The organism is Methylomusa anaerophila (assembly GCF_003966895.1).
GTDB classification, from domain to species: Bacteria; Bacillota; Negativicutes; order Sporomusales; family Sporomusaceae; genus Methylomusa; species Methylomusa anaerophila.
Genome location: NZ_AP018449.1, coordinates 3,480,214 through 3,496,257, shown reverse-complemented (window position 1 = coordinate 3,496,257; position 16,044 = coordinate 3,480,214). Strand labels below are relative to the sequence as shown.

The window sequence follows — 16,044 nt, the reverse complement described above, 5'->3', positions numbered from 1 at the left end:
CAAATTTATAATATGTAATTAATATATACGACACTCCGGCTTAACGTTCCCAGGGAAATTGCCCTGTTTCTACATACCGGCAAATCAGCTCAAGATTATCCGGGTCTGAGAATACCTCCTTGCTAGCTGCTAAAGCCAGCGGTTTGGAGTGTAGCAACGAATCATATAATTGGCTTACATAGCGTTTATACCGTAAAATTCCGGTTTTGGATAAACGCCGAAGCCGAAGCAAATGCTTACGGAGTAAAGTTTCACTCGACATATCATAAGCATCAACCAATCCCCATTGATAAGCCTGCTGAACGGAAATCGGCTGAGTCATCAGGCTCAGATAATTGGCTTTTTGAAAACCAATCCGTCTGATAAGAAATGGCAGAACACAGGCCGGAAACAGTCCAAACAACAATTCGGATAAACTAAACTGTGCACTAGTATCAGCAAGAACAATATCGCTGGCTGCAACAAATCCTACGCCTCCCGCATTAGCCTTTCCACGCACATGGGAAATTGTAACATACGGTCCGGTTGCAAGCTTCATTAATAGATCATATACCGGTTCAGGGCTGGCTTGACGTTGTTGCCCACTTGACATTTGCGAATTAATTTCTTGAAAATCAGCGCCAAAGCAAAAGACCTCGGGTAAGCCTTCCAGTACTATAACAGTAATTAATTCTTCACATAATGATAGCACCTGGTGACATTCCTCAATCAGTTGGTCGTTTATTGCGTTATTGGCATCAGGACGATAAATTTTTAAAAAGCAAACAGAATCCTGAAAACGCACCTGAATTGTTTGATAATTCATCTTATCCACCTATATTCCCGGTGAAAATCCCGGATTTCTTCTAAAAATAATCGTTCTTTTCCCTGACATGAAGCTAATGCACCAGGTAGTAAGTCAAAATTTGACTTAAAATTGCGGGTACCGAATTTAATTGCGCCGTTACCGCGTAACAAGTCCTCATATTCATTCAAGGATAACTGATAACGCTCATTTAATTGTTTTTCAATTCCAAAGCTATGCTGACGCGACCGCCCCTGGGCAGTGACAACGCCGCTATAAAACTCAGAACAACAACCTGAGCCGTAAGAAAAACACCCAATCCGCTTGGGAATATCAAAGACGCCTTGATCTATTGTACTTGTTAGGGATAGAAATACAGTACCGCCCATAATGTTCCCGACACGTTGACAATAGGTCATTCCCGGGGTTACCCGTTCTTGGAAGTCTTTCTCAATTTCAGTCGTTTTAGCTTTAGCCATCTTTCGCATCATTGTGCGGTGGGCTCCTTTTACCATTCCGCCAAAAGGAATATGAAAGGCAAGATATTGAAATGTATTTGCATAATCTACGTCCTTTACCCGTTTTTCATATTCCAAAAATGCCTGTTCACAACAATCTAAGTAAGACAAAAGAGACAAATCCGCATCTCCAGCTTCGCTGTCCGGGACTGGCCGACAAGTATCCATCACCTCATAGCCATAATACCCATTAGCCCCTGCATCTACTTGAAAAACATAGGGATTTTCACTGACTAGGATTGCCACTGCACCGGCACCGCCGCTAGGCTCTGCAAAAGACCAGTCTGCTGTCAATGCATCGCCGCCCTCAACAATAATAAATCTGGAGATATCAGTGGCAACTACCAATGCTTTGGCTCCAGGCGATACCTGAGACAATATAAAATTGACCGCCATTTGAAATCCTGCAGTTCCTGAGTAGCAGGCTTGTTTAATTTCAAATAAGCGGCAATTTCGGTTAAGACCTAAATATTGATGAATATATGTACTTAAGGATTTACCAAAGTCAATACTGGATTCAGTACAAGTTATCAATAATTCAATTCGATCTTTTTCTGCTTCCGAGAGAGAATCTATCAACGGCTTAGCGGCATTAACCCCATAGGTAACCGGATCTTCATAAGGCAGCGCTACTGTCTTTTCTTTCATTAACAAATTTTCAAACCTTGTTGTATCTAATTGACGATGTATAGCCAATTTTTTTACATCGAGATATGCTGTACCGCTAAATACATTCATTGCTTCTATTCCAACAGGCATCATAAATCATACTCCTTTAATTCTCATATTTTTGTAAACAGAGTGCCGTATTAATCCCACCAAATCCCATACTTAATTAAAGTTAAGGCATTTTGAATGATATGAGAAAAAGCTTGACCCCTTACCCAGTTTAAAGAGGGGTCTATTGGACCCGCATAGATCGCTGTCCTTCCAATTCAGGAATTACCGCACAGCTATTGTTTACAACAAGTTTAAAAATTTCTTCTTTTGTCACTTTAGTTCTCCTCTCATTCACTTTTTGATAATTAGCCCACTATATTTTTTAGTCGGTGATTAATTAATTCAGCAGTCTCAATAATAAGCTTTTTGCCAATTTCATCTACATGCCGCTTTCGCCAGTTTTCTAGCTCTGTTCCTTTAACCCATTGGTTAAATGCGCCTAATGCCGGACCACAATAAATTTGATAATCCACTTTAGATTCTTCACTACCACTTAAGGCTAGACGACTGCTATAGCCAAAATACCATCGGAAAATTAAGGACATCTTGTGCTTAGGATTACGTTCTGCTCGCTCAATTTCATGCGCCGGATAAAAAGCTTTTGCATCCTCATAAATTTTTTCAAAACTTTTTCTAAAATACTTTTCTTGAAGTTGTTTTTTTGTCTTTTCATCAATATCGTCAAGTGAATTATATTGCCTGTATAAATCATATAACTTGTTGGCACGAGCCGGAAAAAACAACCCTTTTTTTAATACTTGAACTTTAGCACCAAGTTCAAACATATCTCCTGCCGGCACATATTCGGTATCCTGAATATTCATTTGCTGTAACAAATCTTTTACGATATTACTTGTGCCAGCTTCCACGGTACATTGATTAATTGATCCTGTTAATATAAAATCAGCGCCTAATATAAAGGCTGCTGCTGCTGCTTCCGGAGTGCCGATTCCACCAGCTGCCCCTACACGAACTTCTTTATAATAGCGATACTTTACCATCATTTCATCTCGTAATTTTATCATGGCCGGCATCAATGCATAAGCTACTCCACCGTCTGTATGCCCACCGGAATCAGCCTCAACACAAATATCATCGGCCATGGGAATTTCTTTTAATAAACCGGCTTGTTCCTGTGTAATCTTACTTTCCGCCAACAGTTTTGCAACGATTCTTTCCGGAGCTGGAGTTAAAAATGCTGCTGCTACTTCCGGCCTGGAAATCTTTGCAATTATTTTATTAGAAGTAATGGGCTTCCCCTGTCTATCCCTAACTATTCCTTGGGCACGATACTTCACCAAAGCAGGTGTAACATTTAAAAAAGCTGCTGCTTCAATATGCTTAACTCCGGTTTCTAGAAAAAGATCTATCGTTCTTTCTTCCATTTCCTGGTCAGCCATATTATGTACTAAACTCATTCCATAAGCCTGCCCGGCATCAAGTTCAGTTTGAATATATTTGATTCCATCTTTAATTTGAAATAAATCCAGGCCGCCTGTACCGAAGAAACCCATCATACCTGCTTTTCCTATCTTTACAACCATTTCTTTAGAAGCAACAGCCCGATACATTCCCCCGGTTAAATATGCATACTTGAGATTATAATCCTTTTTAAACTGGGAACTTCCTAATGATTCAGGTGTAATAAAAAAAAGAGCCCCTGGGGTTGCTCCTTTATCAGCTACTTGCACACTGCTTTCTTCCTGTACTTGCAAACTCTGATTATTATTTATAAAGCTTTCTTTACACTCAACTTTTTGTTCCATAATACAATCGTCAATACCACTGTCTTCTATTACTAACGGCTCTGCTTCCCTTTTAATACGCCGTACCAACCCACTTAACACATTGCCGGGCCCAATTTCCTCAAATTCCATTTCTCCACGCCCCATCAGATATCTGATACTTTCCGTCCATTTAACAGGGCTTGTTATTTGATCAATCAAATTTTGCTTTGTTGAGGAAGACCGGTACGGTCTGGCGTGAACATTTGAAATCACAGGAATGGTTAAATTAAAAAACTTATACGTCTCCAAAAAATTTGCAAATTCTGCTTTAGCGGCTGACATGTATCTGGAGTGAAAAGCACCACTCGTTTTTAACGGGATAAACATTGCCATACCTTTAACTGCTTCAAAGATATCTTTTGCTTTTTCAATTTCAGTTTTCAAACCTGAGATTACTATTTGCGTAGGCGAGTTAAAATTAGCCATTTCTACATTCTGCAAATTATTCTGTTGCAACACATCAACAATTTGTTCCGGAGCTAAACCAACAACTGCAGCCATTCCACCGCCTGTAGCACGACTCATTAATTCCCCTCTTTTTTTAACCAGTTCTAATCCTGTTTCAAAGTCAAATGCACCTGCCGCATAAAGCGCGTTATATTCGCCTAAACTGTGACCTGCAACGTAATCAGGCTTTTTACCTGTTTCAGCAACCCTTTTCTGATAACTTAATACATTAACAACATATAAAGCAGGTTGGGTAAATTGGGTTTGACCTAAATTTCCATTTGTATCTTCCAAACAAAGCTGCTTGATTGAATAACCTAAAATACTGTCTGCCTTTGCTGTTAATTCTTTAAACTCATCGAATAGTTCTCCCCCCATTCCTTTACTCTGGGAGCCTTGTCCGGGAAAAACATAAGTAATCATTATTTTTTGCCTCCTTCTAAACAATATCTTATTGTTGATGATAATACCCATTTTGCTGCCATTGTTGATCCAACTTGGGAATTAGAAACTATTGAGATTTTTCTTAAAAAATTAGATGTACACTTAGAAATGATATTATTAACACACTCCCATTTTGATCATGTAAATCTTGTTCAGCCACTTGTCAAAAAATATAAATCACAAGTATTAAAAAATCGAACATTTTGTAACATTTCGGATGCGAAAAAATCAGAATAATTTGCTTAACTTTTATAAAAACAATCCTCCTATTTAATAATTATTCTTAATAGGAGGATTGTTTTTATCCTGATAGAAAATTTAACTTAAAAAACATCTACGACAAGGCATAGAGAATCCATTAAGGTAAAAAATAATACCTCTGATTTTGCCTGTCATTATGACTTTTTTCCTTCATTCCCCGCGCCTCCGCAATTAGGAACTCTAGGAAAAAATTTAATAAATCTCATTCATTATTGCTTAAGCTACTATCCAGATGCGGCTTTATATGCCTATTAATATTATTTGCGTTTTTCCATATGCCACCAAGCTCTATCCGCTTGTTTTCAGTTAAGATCGGAATTTCCACAGTAATACGGCGGTTTTTAGCGGAAAACTTCTTTATCATTGCTTCAAATCCCATTAAAGGCCCCGTCACTACACTAAATCGGTTTTGAACCTTTTCTATTTCACTAACTTCTACTATTCCTTCAGTCCCCATCAGCATTTGAATCATTTTTTTCTCTTCGTCAAATATAGGCATTAGTGCCCCGGCAGTATAAACTAGCCAGCCAACATTAAATCTAAGTTTGTGTAAAAGGTTATCAAAATCATGGATTTTATTATTATCAGTTGAAACAAACAAATAACCTTCAAACAATGGTCGGATTATATTTATCAAGTTTCCGCATTTTCGCCAGCAAATTCTTCTCTTCGGGTAAATAATATCGTAATCCGGAAATATTTTCCGGTAAAATGCGGCTGCTGTTTCTTCCTTGCTGGAAATAGTTCGCAATACATACCAATCTCCCAAAATAGTCCCCCCCACAAATATCCATTTTTGAATTAAATGAGGCATAATTTAGCATAGCAGATTATGCAAAATTGAAATTAAATCCTATTATGGAAATAATTATATTTATAGTAATTCTATGGAAATTTATAAAATCCTTCTTTTAGTTGGTAGTAAATGTCCAATGTCAAAGGCGTGTTTGTTCCAATGAATAACCTGCCAAAAAATGAGCCGATAAAAGCATAAGGGACGGCATAGCGTAAGACGAAAAAACGAAGCGTGTTTGTGACATGCTCCGTTTTATTTTGGATGACGTACATTATGTATTTAATAAAATTCTATGCTTAGGTAAGTTTTAGTAAGTATTTTTTTAAAAGGCATGTAAAAATCGTTCTAAAAAGGAATAAAAAATGTATAGAAAACCCTCTTTTAAGTGTTATGCGATAAAGCTAGCCGAAGTTGCTTAATATCACTAATGGGAGGTAATCCGAACATTCGTAAATATTCCCTGCTGAACTGAGAAGGGCTGTCATAACCGACTCGATAAGCGACAGTTGCGGCTTCAAATGATTCCGACAATAATAAACGTCTTGCCTCCTGCAGCCTGATTTGTTTTTGATACTGTAATGGACTCATGGCAGTTATGTCCTTAAAATGACGATGCAATGATGCAGAACTCATATTTGCAATCACAGCCAAATCGTCAATACGCAAATTCTTGTCGTAATTCTTTTTAATATATTCGGTTACTTCCGCAATGCGACAGAAATTGCTGTCTGCCATAGCAATTAATTTCAAAGCATCTCCCTGTTCATCACAGAGAACTCTATAGAGAATCTCACGGATTATTAATGGGGCAAGTATAGGAATATCTTTTGGGTTTTCCAGAAGTTGAACAAGCCTTACTACTGCATCAAGAAGATTAAAAGGCATTTTTCCCAAAAACAAACTGCGGCTGGATCTTTTTATTTTATTTGGCAGAAGATCAGTTTCTTTCATAATGTCAAAAATAAGATTTGGGTCCAAATCCAGCCGGATTGCCAAATAGGGAAATTCACGCGAGGCCTTGGTCACTCTTCCGGTAATCGGTACACCTACAGACACAGCAAGATAGTCAGAAACGCCATACCGGTAACTTTCCGAACCGAGCATCACTATCTTTTCTCCTTGAGCAACTATACATAAGGACGGTTTTTGAATATGACATATAGGCACTGCAATATTTGAATCACAAATGAGATGAAGGGATGAAATTTGGGTTTCATGGTCTCCATCACTACCAGAAAAACGTTTAATAAGTCTGGCTAGTTCATGTTGTTTTGTACTTGTATATTTTTGGGGTGTTAACGTTATAAAATCCGGCATTAATTATCTCCCTTATCAGCTTCTGTTTTTATTATATCTGAACAGTAACTCAGATAATGCGCAATTCAAATGATAGTATTAGGCAAGAAGTTGATGTAAATATTATACCATATATTGTGATCACTAGGCTATAATAATATCAAATCGCTTAGTGGTATCTAAGCGATTTGATATTAACATGCAATAATAGATAAAGAAAAGGAGTGGTATTATGGAACAAAACGAGAAAAACAAATACATAGGAATGTGGGTTATCGGCGATGGTTATATCCGTCAGGAACTTTTGCCTAACGGGATATATATTGGAGGATTAAAATGAACCAAATAAAAAAGAAACCTTCTGAAAAAATAGAACTAAATCAATTCTTGATTCTTTTGATGTCAATCGCCAGCGCAATTTGTGCAGCAAATTTATATTACGCTCAACCTTTGCTATCCAATCTTTCGACCTATTTTCATGTCTCGTCGACCGTTATCGGAATCTCGGCAACGATTATTCAGATTGGTTTCGCCATTGGATTGATTTTTATTGTCCCGTTGGGCGACATAGTAAACCAGCGTTCATTAATTATCGTTATGCTCATCTGCTCGATGGCAGCATTGCTGGAACTTTCGTTTGCCACAAATATTATATGGTTCACAATTGGTTCTTTATTTGTTGGAATCACGTCTATTGCCCAAATGATGCTTGTAACATTAGCAGCGCATTTGGCAAATCCCGCTTCCAGAGGTCGCGTAATTGGTACTGTAATGACCGGATTGTTAATTGGAATGCAGCTGTCACGTACTTTTAGTGGAATTATCGGAACATATTATGGCTGGCAAGTGGTATATCAGATTGCTTCTGTAATGATAGGAATACTAATTATTATTTTCTATTTTTACCTACCCCAGTCCGCTCCTAACACAGCTATGAGTTATGGTAAATTGATTGCATCTTTGAGTAGTATACTGCGAAATCAACCTATATTAAGAAGTTCTTCTTTGATAGGCGCGATGATGTTTGCATCTTTCAGCGCTTTCTGGACGACGCTTTCCTTTCTGTTGAAATCTCCTGTGTATAATTTAGGAGCGCAAACGGCCGGAATGCTTGGGCTTATTGGTGCAGTTGGTGCTCTAGCTGCCTCTATAGCAGGAAGGGTTGTAGACAAAAAGGGGTATTATTTCACGTTAACAATAGGGATCAGTCTTTCCATGGCAGGTTTCATGTATTTCTGGATTTTAGGATATCAGATGTGGGGACTTATTTTCGGAATTATTCTGCTAAGTGTAGGTGTCCAAACCGCCCAAATATCCAATCAGGCAAAAATTAATACACTGGATGCCGCTTTGCGCAGTCGAAATAATGGTGTTTATATGGCTTTTTATTTTATCGGTGGTGCGATAGGTTCGTTTTTGGGATCATATTTTTGGGGACTGTCCGGGTGGACGGGAGTTTGTATTCTTGGAGTTACTTTTCAAATTATCGCGGCAGTAACGCACTTTTTCGGAAACAAACATACTACTATGGTCCCAAATTAATAGGTCAGAAATTGAAAGTCATTTCATGTAATATCTTTATTTTCTGAGAGATCCTCAAGGAGTTGATTGATTATGAAACGTTTGTTAATTTGGGGAGCGACTGGCCGCACAGGTAGCTCCGTCTTAAGACAATTATTAGAATATGAGCATATTCAGGTGACTGCGGCAATACGAATCCCCAGCGATATTTCCAGACTTCCGAAGACGGAACTGCCTATTCAAACCGCTATTGTAGATATAAACAGTCCTACCAGTCTGCGGGATGCTACTGCAAATATTGATATCATTATCAATGCTATAAGGCTCCGAGAAAACATTCCTCCAACAGCCCTTATCGAACTTAATAAGCGGATTCGTGAAGCATCCGGCAATCTGGAGAATCGTTTAATTGTCACCGTGGGAGGCGCTGGGTCTTTATATATGGAGAATGGTAAGCGATTTTGGCAAAACCCAGCCTTTCCTAAAAGCACGCTACCCAGGGGTGTGGCACATGCTAAACTACGTGATTATCTCAAAGAAATCCCTCAAGTAAACTCATGGACTTACTTGATTCCGCCTCCGACTTATATTCCTACAGGGCCTCGTATCGGTTCGTATAACCAATGGAAGCCAAGACTTTATTGCCTCTCAAGAAGACAGACCGTTTCTGTATGCGTCGAGATTACATAATAGCTTGATAGAAAACATTTTTAGCTGTCTATAAGTCGCGGACAATCCTAAACCCACTCGGCATTGTGTAATCGTACGAATATTAACATTAATTTAGCAGGATATGAAATATTTTGCAAGGAATATACCTCCTGACGGACACCGAATATAAAAAAAAGCTAAAACTTAAAGAAAAGTAGGGATCAACATGGTAAAACTCACGACCTTTGCACAACATGGCGGCTGTGCAGGAAAAATCGGGCCAGGAGTCTTGTCTCGTGTGCTGCACCAATTACCTAAACAACCTAATGATAAATTACTAGTTGGGCTTGAGACATCAGACGATGCCGGTGTCTACCAGTTAGATGATAATACGGCACTCGTCCAGACAGTCGACTTTTTCAGTCCGGTTGTCGATGACCCTTATACCTTTGGCCAGATTGCCGCAGCCAACAGTCTAAGCGATATCTACGCCATGGGCGGCACGCCATTGACGGCGCTTAATATTGTTGGCTTTCCTATATGTTCCCTGGGGCCGGATGTGCTTGCAGATATTCTCCGCGGCGGCTTTGACAAGGCGATTGAGTCGGGAGTAGTAATCGTCGGTGGTCATACTGTCGATAATCCTGAGCCTAAGTATGGTCTCAGTGTCACGGGAATTGTTCATCCCTCCAGAATTTGGACTAATGCCGGCGCAAAGCCGGGAGATGTCCTTATTCTAACCAAGGCATTAGGTACCGGAATTCTCGCGACTGCTGCCAAGGCTGACATGCTCCCGCTCGGAGTAGCGGCTGCCATCCAAAGCATGATCATGCTAAACCGGTCTGCAGCCGATGCAGCCGGCACCTTTCCTATTAATGCCTGTACTGATATTACTGGATTTGGCCTGCTCGGGCACACGTATGAACTGGCGGCAGCAAGCAGCGTCCAGGTGGAGCTATATAGCCACTTATTTCCGTTTCTGCCGGAGGCAGCCGATGCCGCCGCTATGGGGCTGGTTCCCGCCGGCGCATACGCCAACCGCGATTACTTGACCCAAGTAACATTTGACGACGGCGTCCCTGGTAATATCCGAGACTTGTGTTATGACCCACAAACGTCGGGCGGCCTACTTTTCAGCGTACCAGAGCCAGAGGCTGAATCACTAGTGGAAAAACTCAAAAACCAAGGGATTGTCCAAGCTACTATTATCGGCCGGATTAAAGCTTCGGGGAAAGGCGATATTCATATTCGTTGTTAAAGGGGAAAGCAGGTGTTACGCAAAAAGATCTTAGCCGAAGTACTTTCGACTAAGATCTTTCTTGAAGAATGTATGGTAGCCCTAAGGGGAATTGAACCCCTGTCTCCGCCTTGAGAGGGCAGCGTCTTAACCTCTTGACCATAGGGCCACAATATAATGGAGGTCCCAGAGTAAACTCCGTTACTACCTTATCTGGAATCCCTTATTTATAGTAACTCGTCTAATGGAAAATCGCAAGAGCTACATATGAATATTATATTGGCATCTTACAGATAAAATCTATGGCTTGATTCATTCTTGCCAGACAGTAATCCTTCCCTAACAACACCATGACTTCAAACAACCCAGGGCTCTCCGTACGACCTGTCAAAGCAAGCCGGGTAGGATGAATGAGATCACCGCTTTTGATGGATAAATCCTCGATCAGTTGCCGGTAAGCAGCCTCTGTATGTTGAACATCGAAACACTCAATCCGCTCCAGACAATCCCGGCCCTGGCGCAAAAGCTCCGCTGCTTCCTGCCGTGAAAAATATTTGCGCTGACCTTTTTCGTCATACTTCGTAACATCCTTGAAAAAGTACTCCATCGCTTCGGCCAGCTCAACAAGTGTCTTGACCCTGTTCCGCACCACAGTAATGATGCTTCTGATCGAATCATACTGTTCCCCAGCTTGCGTTATTGTTATCAGATTTTTGCGCAGCAGGAAAGGGATTGCCTCCCCCGTCACCTCGTTCAGACCCATGCTGTTAAGATACTGGCCGTTAATCCAGGCCAGCTTTTTGGTATCATAAATTGCCGCTTTTTTGGATACCTTGCTGATCTCGAATTGTTCTACCGTTTCCGCAGGCGTTATGAGCTCCTGGTCGGTACCCGGAGACCATCCCAAGAACGTCAGATAATTCACGATCGCCGGGGCGAGAAACCCCTGTTCGCGGAACTCTTCTATTGATGTTGCCCCGTGACGCTTACTGAGTTTGCTGCGGTCAGGGGCCAGTATCATCGGCACATGAGCAAACTGGACGGTATGATAGCCCAGTGCCTGATATATTAGTACCTGCTTCGGCGTGTTTGAAAGATGCTCTTCCGCCCGGATGACGTGACTAATATTCATTGCGTGGTCGTCAACGACACAGGCAAAATTATAGGCGGGTATTCCGTTTGATTTCACGATGATTAGGTCATCCAACTGGTCCAGTTCAAAATTCACTTTCCCATGAATTAAGTCGGTTACTGTTATCTGTCCTTCGTCGGGAATCCGCAGCCTAATGACAGCCTCCTCCCCGGCTTCTATTCGTTTTAGGGCTTCCTTTAGAGGAATGTCGCGGCACTTGCCATTGTAGCGGAACGCCTGACCCGTCTGCCGCTGGAGCTCCCGTGTCTCGGCCAATTCATCCGGCGTACAAAAACAATAGTAAGCTTTTCCTTCTTTAACCAGCCGCCGAGCTTCCTTTTGATACAATTCAAGCCGTTGGGATTGATAGTAGGGACCGCACGGGCCACCAATCTCCGGTCCCTCATCCCAGTTTATTCCCAACCATTTCATACTTGCTAGAATTTGCGATACCGAGTCTTCCTTCAACCGCTGGGTATCGGTATCTTCAATCCGTAAAACGAACTGCCCGCCCTGCTTGCGGGCAAAAAACCAATTAAATAAAGCGGTTCTTGCGCCGCCGACATGCAAATATCCAGTTGGGCTAGGGGCAAATCTTACTCTGACATGGTTCACAGCCGGTACCTCCAACTTTGGTATGTAAGGTTTATTATACCACATTGACCAGGTGATCAGACGGGTTGACAACACCCAGTTTAATATATAGAATGTATAATTGTTAATGAAAAATTCTATAATGACTCGCTAGCTCAATTGGTAGAGCAACTGACTCTTAATCAGTAGGTGTTTAGGGTTCGAGTCCCTGGCAGGTCACCATAAAATGAAGGCTTAGCAATAACGCTAAGCCTTCATTTTATCATATAGTAACACACTGTTCGTTTCATCATACTGTCCTCCACGCTCGCTTAAACATTAATGATCTACATGAACATGGCACCAATGACGTGTTAAAAAACTGTTTACAAGAATCTAGAACTCAATGATACTACGGCTTCGCAACTGGTTCCATTGCATGTCATGTGCTAAAAGTATCCTCCATTTCGATGCAATAACCGCTCAAACTATTTCCAGGTAACGCGCAAAGGGTTTCTCTCTACCACCCGTTTATAGGTATACTTTGGATAGCCTACCATCATGCCACTGATGACCTGCATACCTGCCGGCAAGTCCAACAGATGGAGAAGCGGCTCATAGCCGGAAGCGGCGCAATACTCGAACAATCCAGCCCAGCACGTCCCCAAACCAATTGTCGTCGCAAATAGCTGCAAGTAGGAAAACGCGATATAGGTATTATCCCTGACAGGAGCCGGAGAATTTTTCTCTGCTATGGCTACTATCAAGCACGGAGCTGACCTTAGCGCTATATCTTCCCCTGTCTGGCGATGGATTTCAAGCTGAGCAACCGAATTCGGCGCCCACGGCGAGGCTGCCATTGCCGAATTCTTGTTCAGCTCGTCTTCCGTCCACTTAATAATGACAGCGGCAACCGCCCGCAACGTATCGGCGTTACCTACAACATGATAGGCAACGCCCTGAGAATTGCAGGCAGTTGGAGCCATACGGGCAATATCGAGCAGTTGCAAAACCTTTTCCCGCGGTACAGCCTCTGGCTGGTAGTCCCGGATAGAGCGGCGGGACCGTAAAAACAAGGCTGCTGTTTCGGCATCAAAGACCGGTGTTTGGGGTACCATTTGTCTACTACGCGGGGACTTTAAATTATCGAGGGCAGACTGCGGACAAACCGCCACGCACTGACCGCAGCCGATACAGAGGGGACGAATCACTTCTGGTCCACTATTCCCCAGGCCGAGAACTCCCCGACAAACCGCAACACAAAGGCCACACCGCGTACATTTATCCTGATCAACCTTGATTAAATTCATTTTTTCGCGCCTCCTGTTTTTTCTTGATTATACAGAAGATAATAAGACAACAGCCTGTCATATTAATCATGGTCGATAAATTTTTAATGTTTCCTGTATTCGCTGTATGATGATATTTCGTATATGCACTGGGGCTACTACTTCCACCAAGTTGCCAAAAGATAAAATATAGCTGTAAAGCCATTCGCCTTCGGGCAGCGATGCTTCTAACGAAAAACTGCCGTCAGCGTTCGGAATGAGAAATGTTTCATCAAAATAATCATAAAGCCGGCTTAGCGCCTGCGCCTTGCAGCGAAGCTTCAAATCAATCAAGGGCTGCTGGGGGTTCCTTTTTTCCGGTTCCGGTCCTGGCAGCGCTTTTCTTTCAAAGGTTTCCCCAACCAATGCCAATTTTTTTAGTCGCGAAATACGGAATGTCCGGTGTTCTTGACGCTGACGGCAAAAGGCCATCAGATACCAGGCGTTATTTTTAAATATCAGTTTTTCCGGTTCCGCCAGACGGTTGCTCTTGCGGCCTTCCCCGTTCACATAATCAAACCGGATCACATTGCGGTTCAGCATGGCCCGCTTGATATCATTAAATTTATTTTGTTCGTTTGGCGAACTCCCCCATGGAGAAAAATCCACTTCCACCCAGTCATGGCTAGGAAGCTTCTTAAACAGGGCACCCATCTTTTCCAGAATGGCATTCATCTCGGGATACTGCGTCGCCTGAAGGGTTTTGACCGCCAGAAGTAAATTTTCGCTTTCTTTGTCCGAGATAAGCGCCTTGCTTAGTGTATAATCTTCGAGCAGGTAAATCCCCCCGCCATGGCCTTTGTTCATATATACAGGCACACCGGCGGAAGAAAGCAAATCAATATCCCTGTAAATTGTCCGCGTCGATACGCTAAAGCGGTCAGCAAGTTCCTGAGCGGTAACATTCCCTTTGTTAATGAGGATTGTTGTTATTTCAAACAACCGACCCATTTTCATTTCCATCACCCCAATAACGCTTATACTATTTCAATTCCTTACGAACTTCACGCCCTACTGGCAATGACTTTTATAAAGTACCACCACTCTGCACAATTGGAAGCGGGAGCAGCTTTATCAGACAGATTCTATAATCCCCAAATACAGCACAAATTCTACTTGCAGCCTACTGCCAATAGCCGCTAAACCACTGCGCTGACCATGGCCTGTTCATGGCCAACTTTTATTTTAATTATATCAGATAAATATGACACATAGTTGTCATATTGGCCTGATACAATTGAGTTATTAGGAGACACTAATACCACTCAAAGGGGGTATCGTAAAGCTATAGGTACTTGCACCACAGAACAACTACGGAATTTTGCCCCAAGAAAGGAGAAAAACATGAATACGAAACTTTCAGGCCCCATCTCGATTTACCTGGATTCGATCAATTCCAATGATAGCAGCGTTTTGGAAAAGTGCCTCACCAAAGATGCCCATGTCCATGACGTAGGGGAAAACAATCATATCAATGGACTTGAAGCCATAAAGAAATGGCGCGGCGGGAGCAATGATGAGTTCAAGCTAAAATCTGAAGTCACTGCCGTGGAAGAAAAATATGGGATAACCATTGTAACTTCCATCGCCAGTGGGAATTTCCCGAGCAGCCCGCAAATTTTCTATTACTTCTTCACTGTCGCCGATAATTTGATTACAAATATTGAGATCATCCCAGGTGAAGAAAATATCAAGGTTTAGTGGACACCCCGTCAAAAGTATTCCTTGTTCCTAATGTCTTTTGGAGAAGCACCCAGCATGAATACGCCGGATAGCCCGATAAATGAGTATGAAAAGTGCCCGCTGTTTATCGACAGCGGGCACTTCATGCTTGTATTTGTATGATTTCTCCCCAAAATGTTACCTTTACGTACATGGCACCAAGGTCGCGTGATAGAGCCAGGTAAGATGGTACCTTAGAAAATATGCCACCAATGGCAGATGGAAAGTAACATTTCCTTATTTATTAGCGTTGCTAAAGGAATAGCCGATAGACAACCGGCTGTTCTTCCTTCTGGGCCTTTTAAAACGCTTCGGAACCCATGCGCCCCTTGAAGCCTTGGCGTGTATTGCTTTGCCGACTAAGAAACTGACTCAAAAAATACCCATGGGCCGCATGTATTTGCACCCCATCGAACCCCGCCCGTTTTGCCCTGATGGCGCCCTCTCCGAACACTTTTACAACTGATTTTATATCATTTTTCGAAGGAGAAGACGGATTCCACATTTCGCCGTCCCGGCCAGCATACGCAAGTTGTAAAACAATAGGGCAGCCGTGTGCATGAACCATATCGGTAAATTTTCTATAGTCCTGAATCGCTGAATCTTCGTAAAGGCCCGCCATTCCTGGCAATGTAGTCGAATTCTTCGCTAAATAAGTACCGCCGGTAATAATTAAGCCAACGCCGCCTTGGGCCAGTGTTTCATATACCTTAATTAATCTGTCCGTCAGGCCGCCTGAGCTGTCCGCCATACCTTCCCATGTTACCGAACGTATGAATCGGTTTTTCAGCTTCATGCTTGATTCTAGTACTCTGCGTCACCTAAAT

15 protein-coding genes and 2 tRNA genes are annotated in these 16,044 nt (G+C 42.0%); 7 read left to right on the top strand and 10 right to left on the bottom strand.

Annotation, left to right across the window (positions count from 1 at the left end; genetic code table 11):
• Window positions 1-40: 40 nt before the first annotated feature.
• The 3 genes from MAMMFC1_RS15940 to fabD form a co-directional block, all read right to left on the bottom strand.
• Complete coding sequence (locus MAMMFC1_RS15940; RefSeq protein WP_126310659.1) at window positions 41-805, bottom strand: enoyl-CoA hydratase/isomerase; 765 nt, start codon at window positions 803-805, stop codon at window positions 41-43.
• Window positions 802-2,064 carry a hydroxymethylglutaryl-CoA synthase family protein gene (locus tag MAMMFC1_RS15935; RefSeq protein WP_126309444.1) on the bottom strand — a complete coding sequence of 421 codons (1,263 nt, stop codon included), beginning with the start codon at window positions 2,062-2,064 and terminating at the stop codon, window positions 802-804. The genes MAMMFC1_RS15940 and MAMMFC1_RS15935 overlap by 4 nt, the downstream gene beginning before the upstream one ends.
• Window positions 2,065-2,327: 263 nt before the next feature.
• Window positions 2,328-4,679: an ACP S-malonyltransferase gene (fabD, locus tag MAMMFC1_RS15925; RefSeq protein WP_126309442.1), complete on the bottom strand. Its 2,352-nt coding sequence runs from the start codon at window positions 4,677-4,679 to the stop codon at window positions 2,328-2,330.
• 6 nt (window positions 4,680-4,685) lie between these two features.
• Between fabD and MAMMFC1_RS15920 the strand changes: the two genes are divergently transcribed.
• Window positions 4,686-4,937 carry an MBL fold metallo-hydrolase gene (locus MAMMFC1_RS15920; protein WP_232035480.1) on the top strand — a complete coding sequence of 84 codons (252 nt, stop codon included), beginning with the start codon at window positions 4,686-4,688 and terminating at the stop codon, window positions 4,935-4,937.
• 226 nt (window positions 4,938-5,163) lie between these two features.
• Here the strand turns inward: MAMMFC1_RS15920 and MAMMFC1_RS15915 are convergent, their stop codons facing one another.
• A complete protein-coding gene (locus tag MAMMFC1_RS15915) occupies window positions 5,164-5,775 on the bottom strand; it encodes a transcription termination/antitermination NusG family protein (RefSeq protein WP_126309440.1) in 612 nt (203 codons plus the stop codon).
• 363 nt (window positions 5,776-6,138) lie between these two features.
• The gene (locus tag MAMMFC1_RS15910; protein WP_126309438.1) at window positions 6,139-7,074 is read right to left on the bottom strand and encodes an AraC family transcriptional regulator; all 936 of its coding nucleotides are present in this window, start codon (window positions 7,072-7,074) and stop codon (window positions 6,139-6,141) included.
• A 211-nt stretch (window positions 7,075-7,285) separates the two neighbouring features.
• On the opposite strand from MAMMFC1_RS15910, the gene MAMMFC1_RS15905 reads away from it, so the two are divergent.
• From MAMMFC1_RS15905 to selD, 4 genes are all read left to right on the top strand, one after another.
• A complete protein-coding gene (locus tag MAMMFC1_RS15905) occupies window positions 7,286-7,393 on the top strand; it encodes an Atu4866 domain-containing protein (RefSeq protein WP_126309436.1) in 108 nt (35 codons plus the stop codon).
• On the top strand, window positions 7,390-8,595 hold the full coding sequence (locus tag MAMMFC1_RS15900) for an MFS transporter (protein WP_126309434.1): 1,206 nt from the start codon (window positions 7,390-7,392) through the stop codon (window positions 8,593-8,595). Before MAMMFC1_RS15905 ends, MAMMFC1_RS15900 begins: the two co-directional genes overlap by 4 nt.
• Window positions 8,596-8,667: 72 nt before the next feature.
• Entirely contained in the window at window positions 8,668-9,264 is a 597-nt protein-coding gene (locus tag MAMMFC1_RS15895) for an NAD(P)-dependent oxidoreductase (RefSeq protein WP_126309432.1), read from the top strand.
• 187 nt (window positions 9,265-9,451) lie between these two features.
• Complete coding sequence (gene selD, locus MAMMFC1_RS15890) at window positions 9,452-10,483, top strand: selenide, water dikinase SelD (protein WP_126309431.1); 1,032 nt, start codon at window positions 9,452-9,454, stop codon at window positions 10,481-10,483.
• Between the two features lie 73 nt (window positions 10,484-10,556).
• Here the strand turns inward: selD and MAMMFC1_RS15885 are convergent.
• Window positions 10,557-10,631 (bottom strand) — tRNA-Glu (locus MAMMFC1_RS15885).
• Between the two features lie 105 nt (window positions 10,632-10,736).
• Complete coding sequence (gene gltX, locus MAMMFC1_RS15880) at window positions 10,737-12,209, bottom strand: glutamate--tRNA ligase (protein ID WP_197723840.1); 1,473 nt, start codon at window positions 12,207-12,209, stop codon at window positions 10,737-10,739.
• A 123-nt stretch (window positions 12,210-12,332) separates the two neighbouring features.
• Here gltX and MAMMFC1_RS15875 point away from each other — a divergent pair.
• Window positions 12,333-12,410 (top strand) — tRNA-Lys (locus tag MAMMFC1_RS15875).
• Window positions 12,411-12,655: 245 nt separating this feature from the next.
• On the opposite strand, the gene MAMMFC1_RS15870 is transcribed toward MAMMFC1_RS15875, so the two are convergent.
• Both MAMMFC1_RS15870 and MAMMFC1_RS15865 read right to left on the bottom strand, forming a co-directional pair.
• Window positions 12,656-13,477: a nitroreductase family protein gene (locus MAMMFC1_RS15870; RefSeq protein WP_126309427.1), complete on the bottom strand. Its 822-nt coding sequence runs from the start codon at window positions 13,475-13,477 to the stop codon at window positions 12,656-12,658.
• Between the two features lie 66 nt (window positions 13,478-13,543).
• Window positions 13,544-14,452 (bottom strand): helix-turn-helix transcriptional regulator, encoded by a 909-nt coding sequence (locus tag MAMMFC1_RS15865; protein ID WP_126309425.1) that lies wholly within the window; start codon window positions 14,450-14,452, stop codon window positions 13,544-13,546.
• Window positions 14,453-14,839: 387 nt separating this feature from the next.
• On the opposite strand from MAMMFC1_RS15865, the gene MAMMFC1_RS15860 reads away from it, so the two are divergent.
• Window positions 14,840-15,196 carry a nuclear transport factor 2 family protein gene (locus MAMMFC1_RS15860; RefSeq protein ID WP_126309423.1) on the top strand — a complete coding sequence of 119 codons (357 nt, stop codon included), beginning with the start codon at window positions 14,840-14,842 and terminating at the stop codon, window positions 15,194-15,196.
• A gap of 322 nt (window positions 15,197-15,518) precedes the next feature.
• On the opposite strand, the gene MAMMFC1_RS15855 is transcribed toward MAMMFC1_RS15860, so the two are convergent.
• Window positions 15,519-16,013, bottom strand: a complete 495-nt coding sequence (locus MAMMFC1_RS15855; protein WP_126309421.1) for an oxidoreductase — start codon at window positions 16,011-16,013, stop codon at window positions 15,519-15,521.
• Window positions 16,014-16,044: the final 31 nt, after the last annotated feature.

Excerpts from the sequence above, each read along its gene's own strand:
- MAMMFC1_RS15940 (WP_126310659.1), bottom strand. The coding sequence starts at position 805 with ATGAATTATCAAACAATTCAGGTGCGTTTTCAGGATTCTGTTTGCTTT.
- MAMMFC1_RS15935 (WP_126309444.1), bottom strand. The coding sequence starts at position 2,064 with ATGATGCCTGTTGGAATAGAAGCAATGAATGTATTTAGCGGTACAGCA.
- fabD (WP_126309442.1), bottom strand. The coding sequence starts at position 4,679 with ATGATTACTTATGTTTTTCCCGGACAAGGCTCCCAGAGTAAAGGAATG.
- MAMMFC1_RS15915 (WP_126309440.1), bottom strand. The coding sequence starts at position 5,775 with ATGCCTCATTTAATTCAAAAATGGATATTTGTGGGGGGGACTATTTTG.
- MAMMFC1_RS15910 (WP_126309438.1), bottom strand. The coding sequence starts at position 7,074 with ATGCCGGATTTTATAACGTTAACACCCCAAAAATATACAAGTACAAAA.
- MAMMFC1_RS15905 (WP_126309436.1), top strand. The coding sequence starts at position 7,286 with ATGGAACAAAACGAGAAAAACAAATACATAGGAATGTGGGTTATCGGC.
- MAMMFC1_RS15900 (WP_126309434.1), top strand. The coding sequence starts at position 7,390 with ATGAACCAAATAAAAAAGAAACCTTCTGAAAAAATAGAACTAAATCAA.
- MAMMFC1_RS15895 (WP_126309432.1), top strand. The coding sequence starts at position 8,668 with ATGAAACGTTTGTTAATTTGGGGAGCGACTGGCCGCACAGGTAGCTCC.
- selD (WP_126309431.1), top strand. The coding sequence starts at position 9,452 with ATGGTAAAACTCACGACCTTTGCACAACATGGCGGCTGTGCAGGAAAA.
- MAMMFC1_RS15870 (WP_126309427.1), bottom strand. The coding sequence starts at position 13,477 with ATGAATTTAATCAAGGTTGATCAGGATAAATGTACGCGGTGTGGCCTT.
- MAMMFC1_RS15865 (WP_126309425.1), bottom strand. The coding sequence starts at position 14,452 with ATGAAAATGGGTCGGTTGTTTGAAATAACAACAATCCTCATTAACAAA.
- MAMMFC1_RS15860 (WP_126309423.1), top strand. The coding sequence starts at position 14,840 with ATGAATACGAAACTTTCAGGCCCCATCTCGATTTACCTGGATTCGATC.
- MAMMFC1_RS15855 (WP_126309421.1), bottom strand. The coding sequence starts at position 16,013 with ATGAAGCTGAAAAACCGATTCATACGTTCGGTAACATGGGAAGGTATG.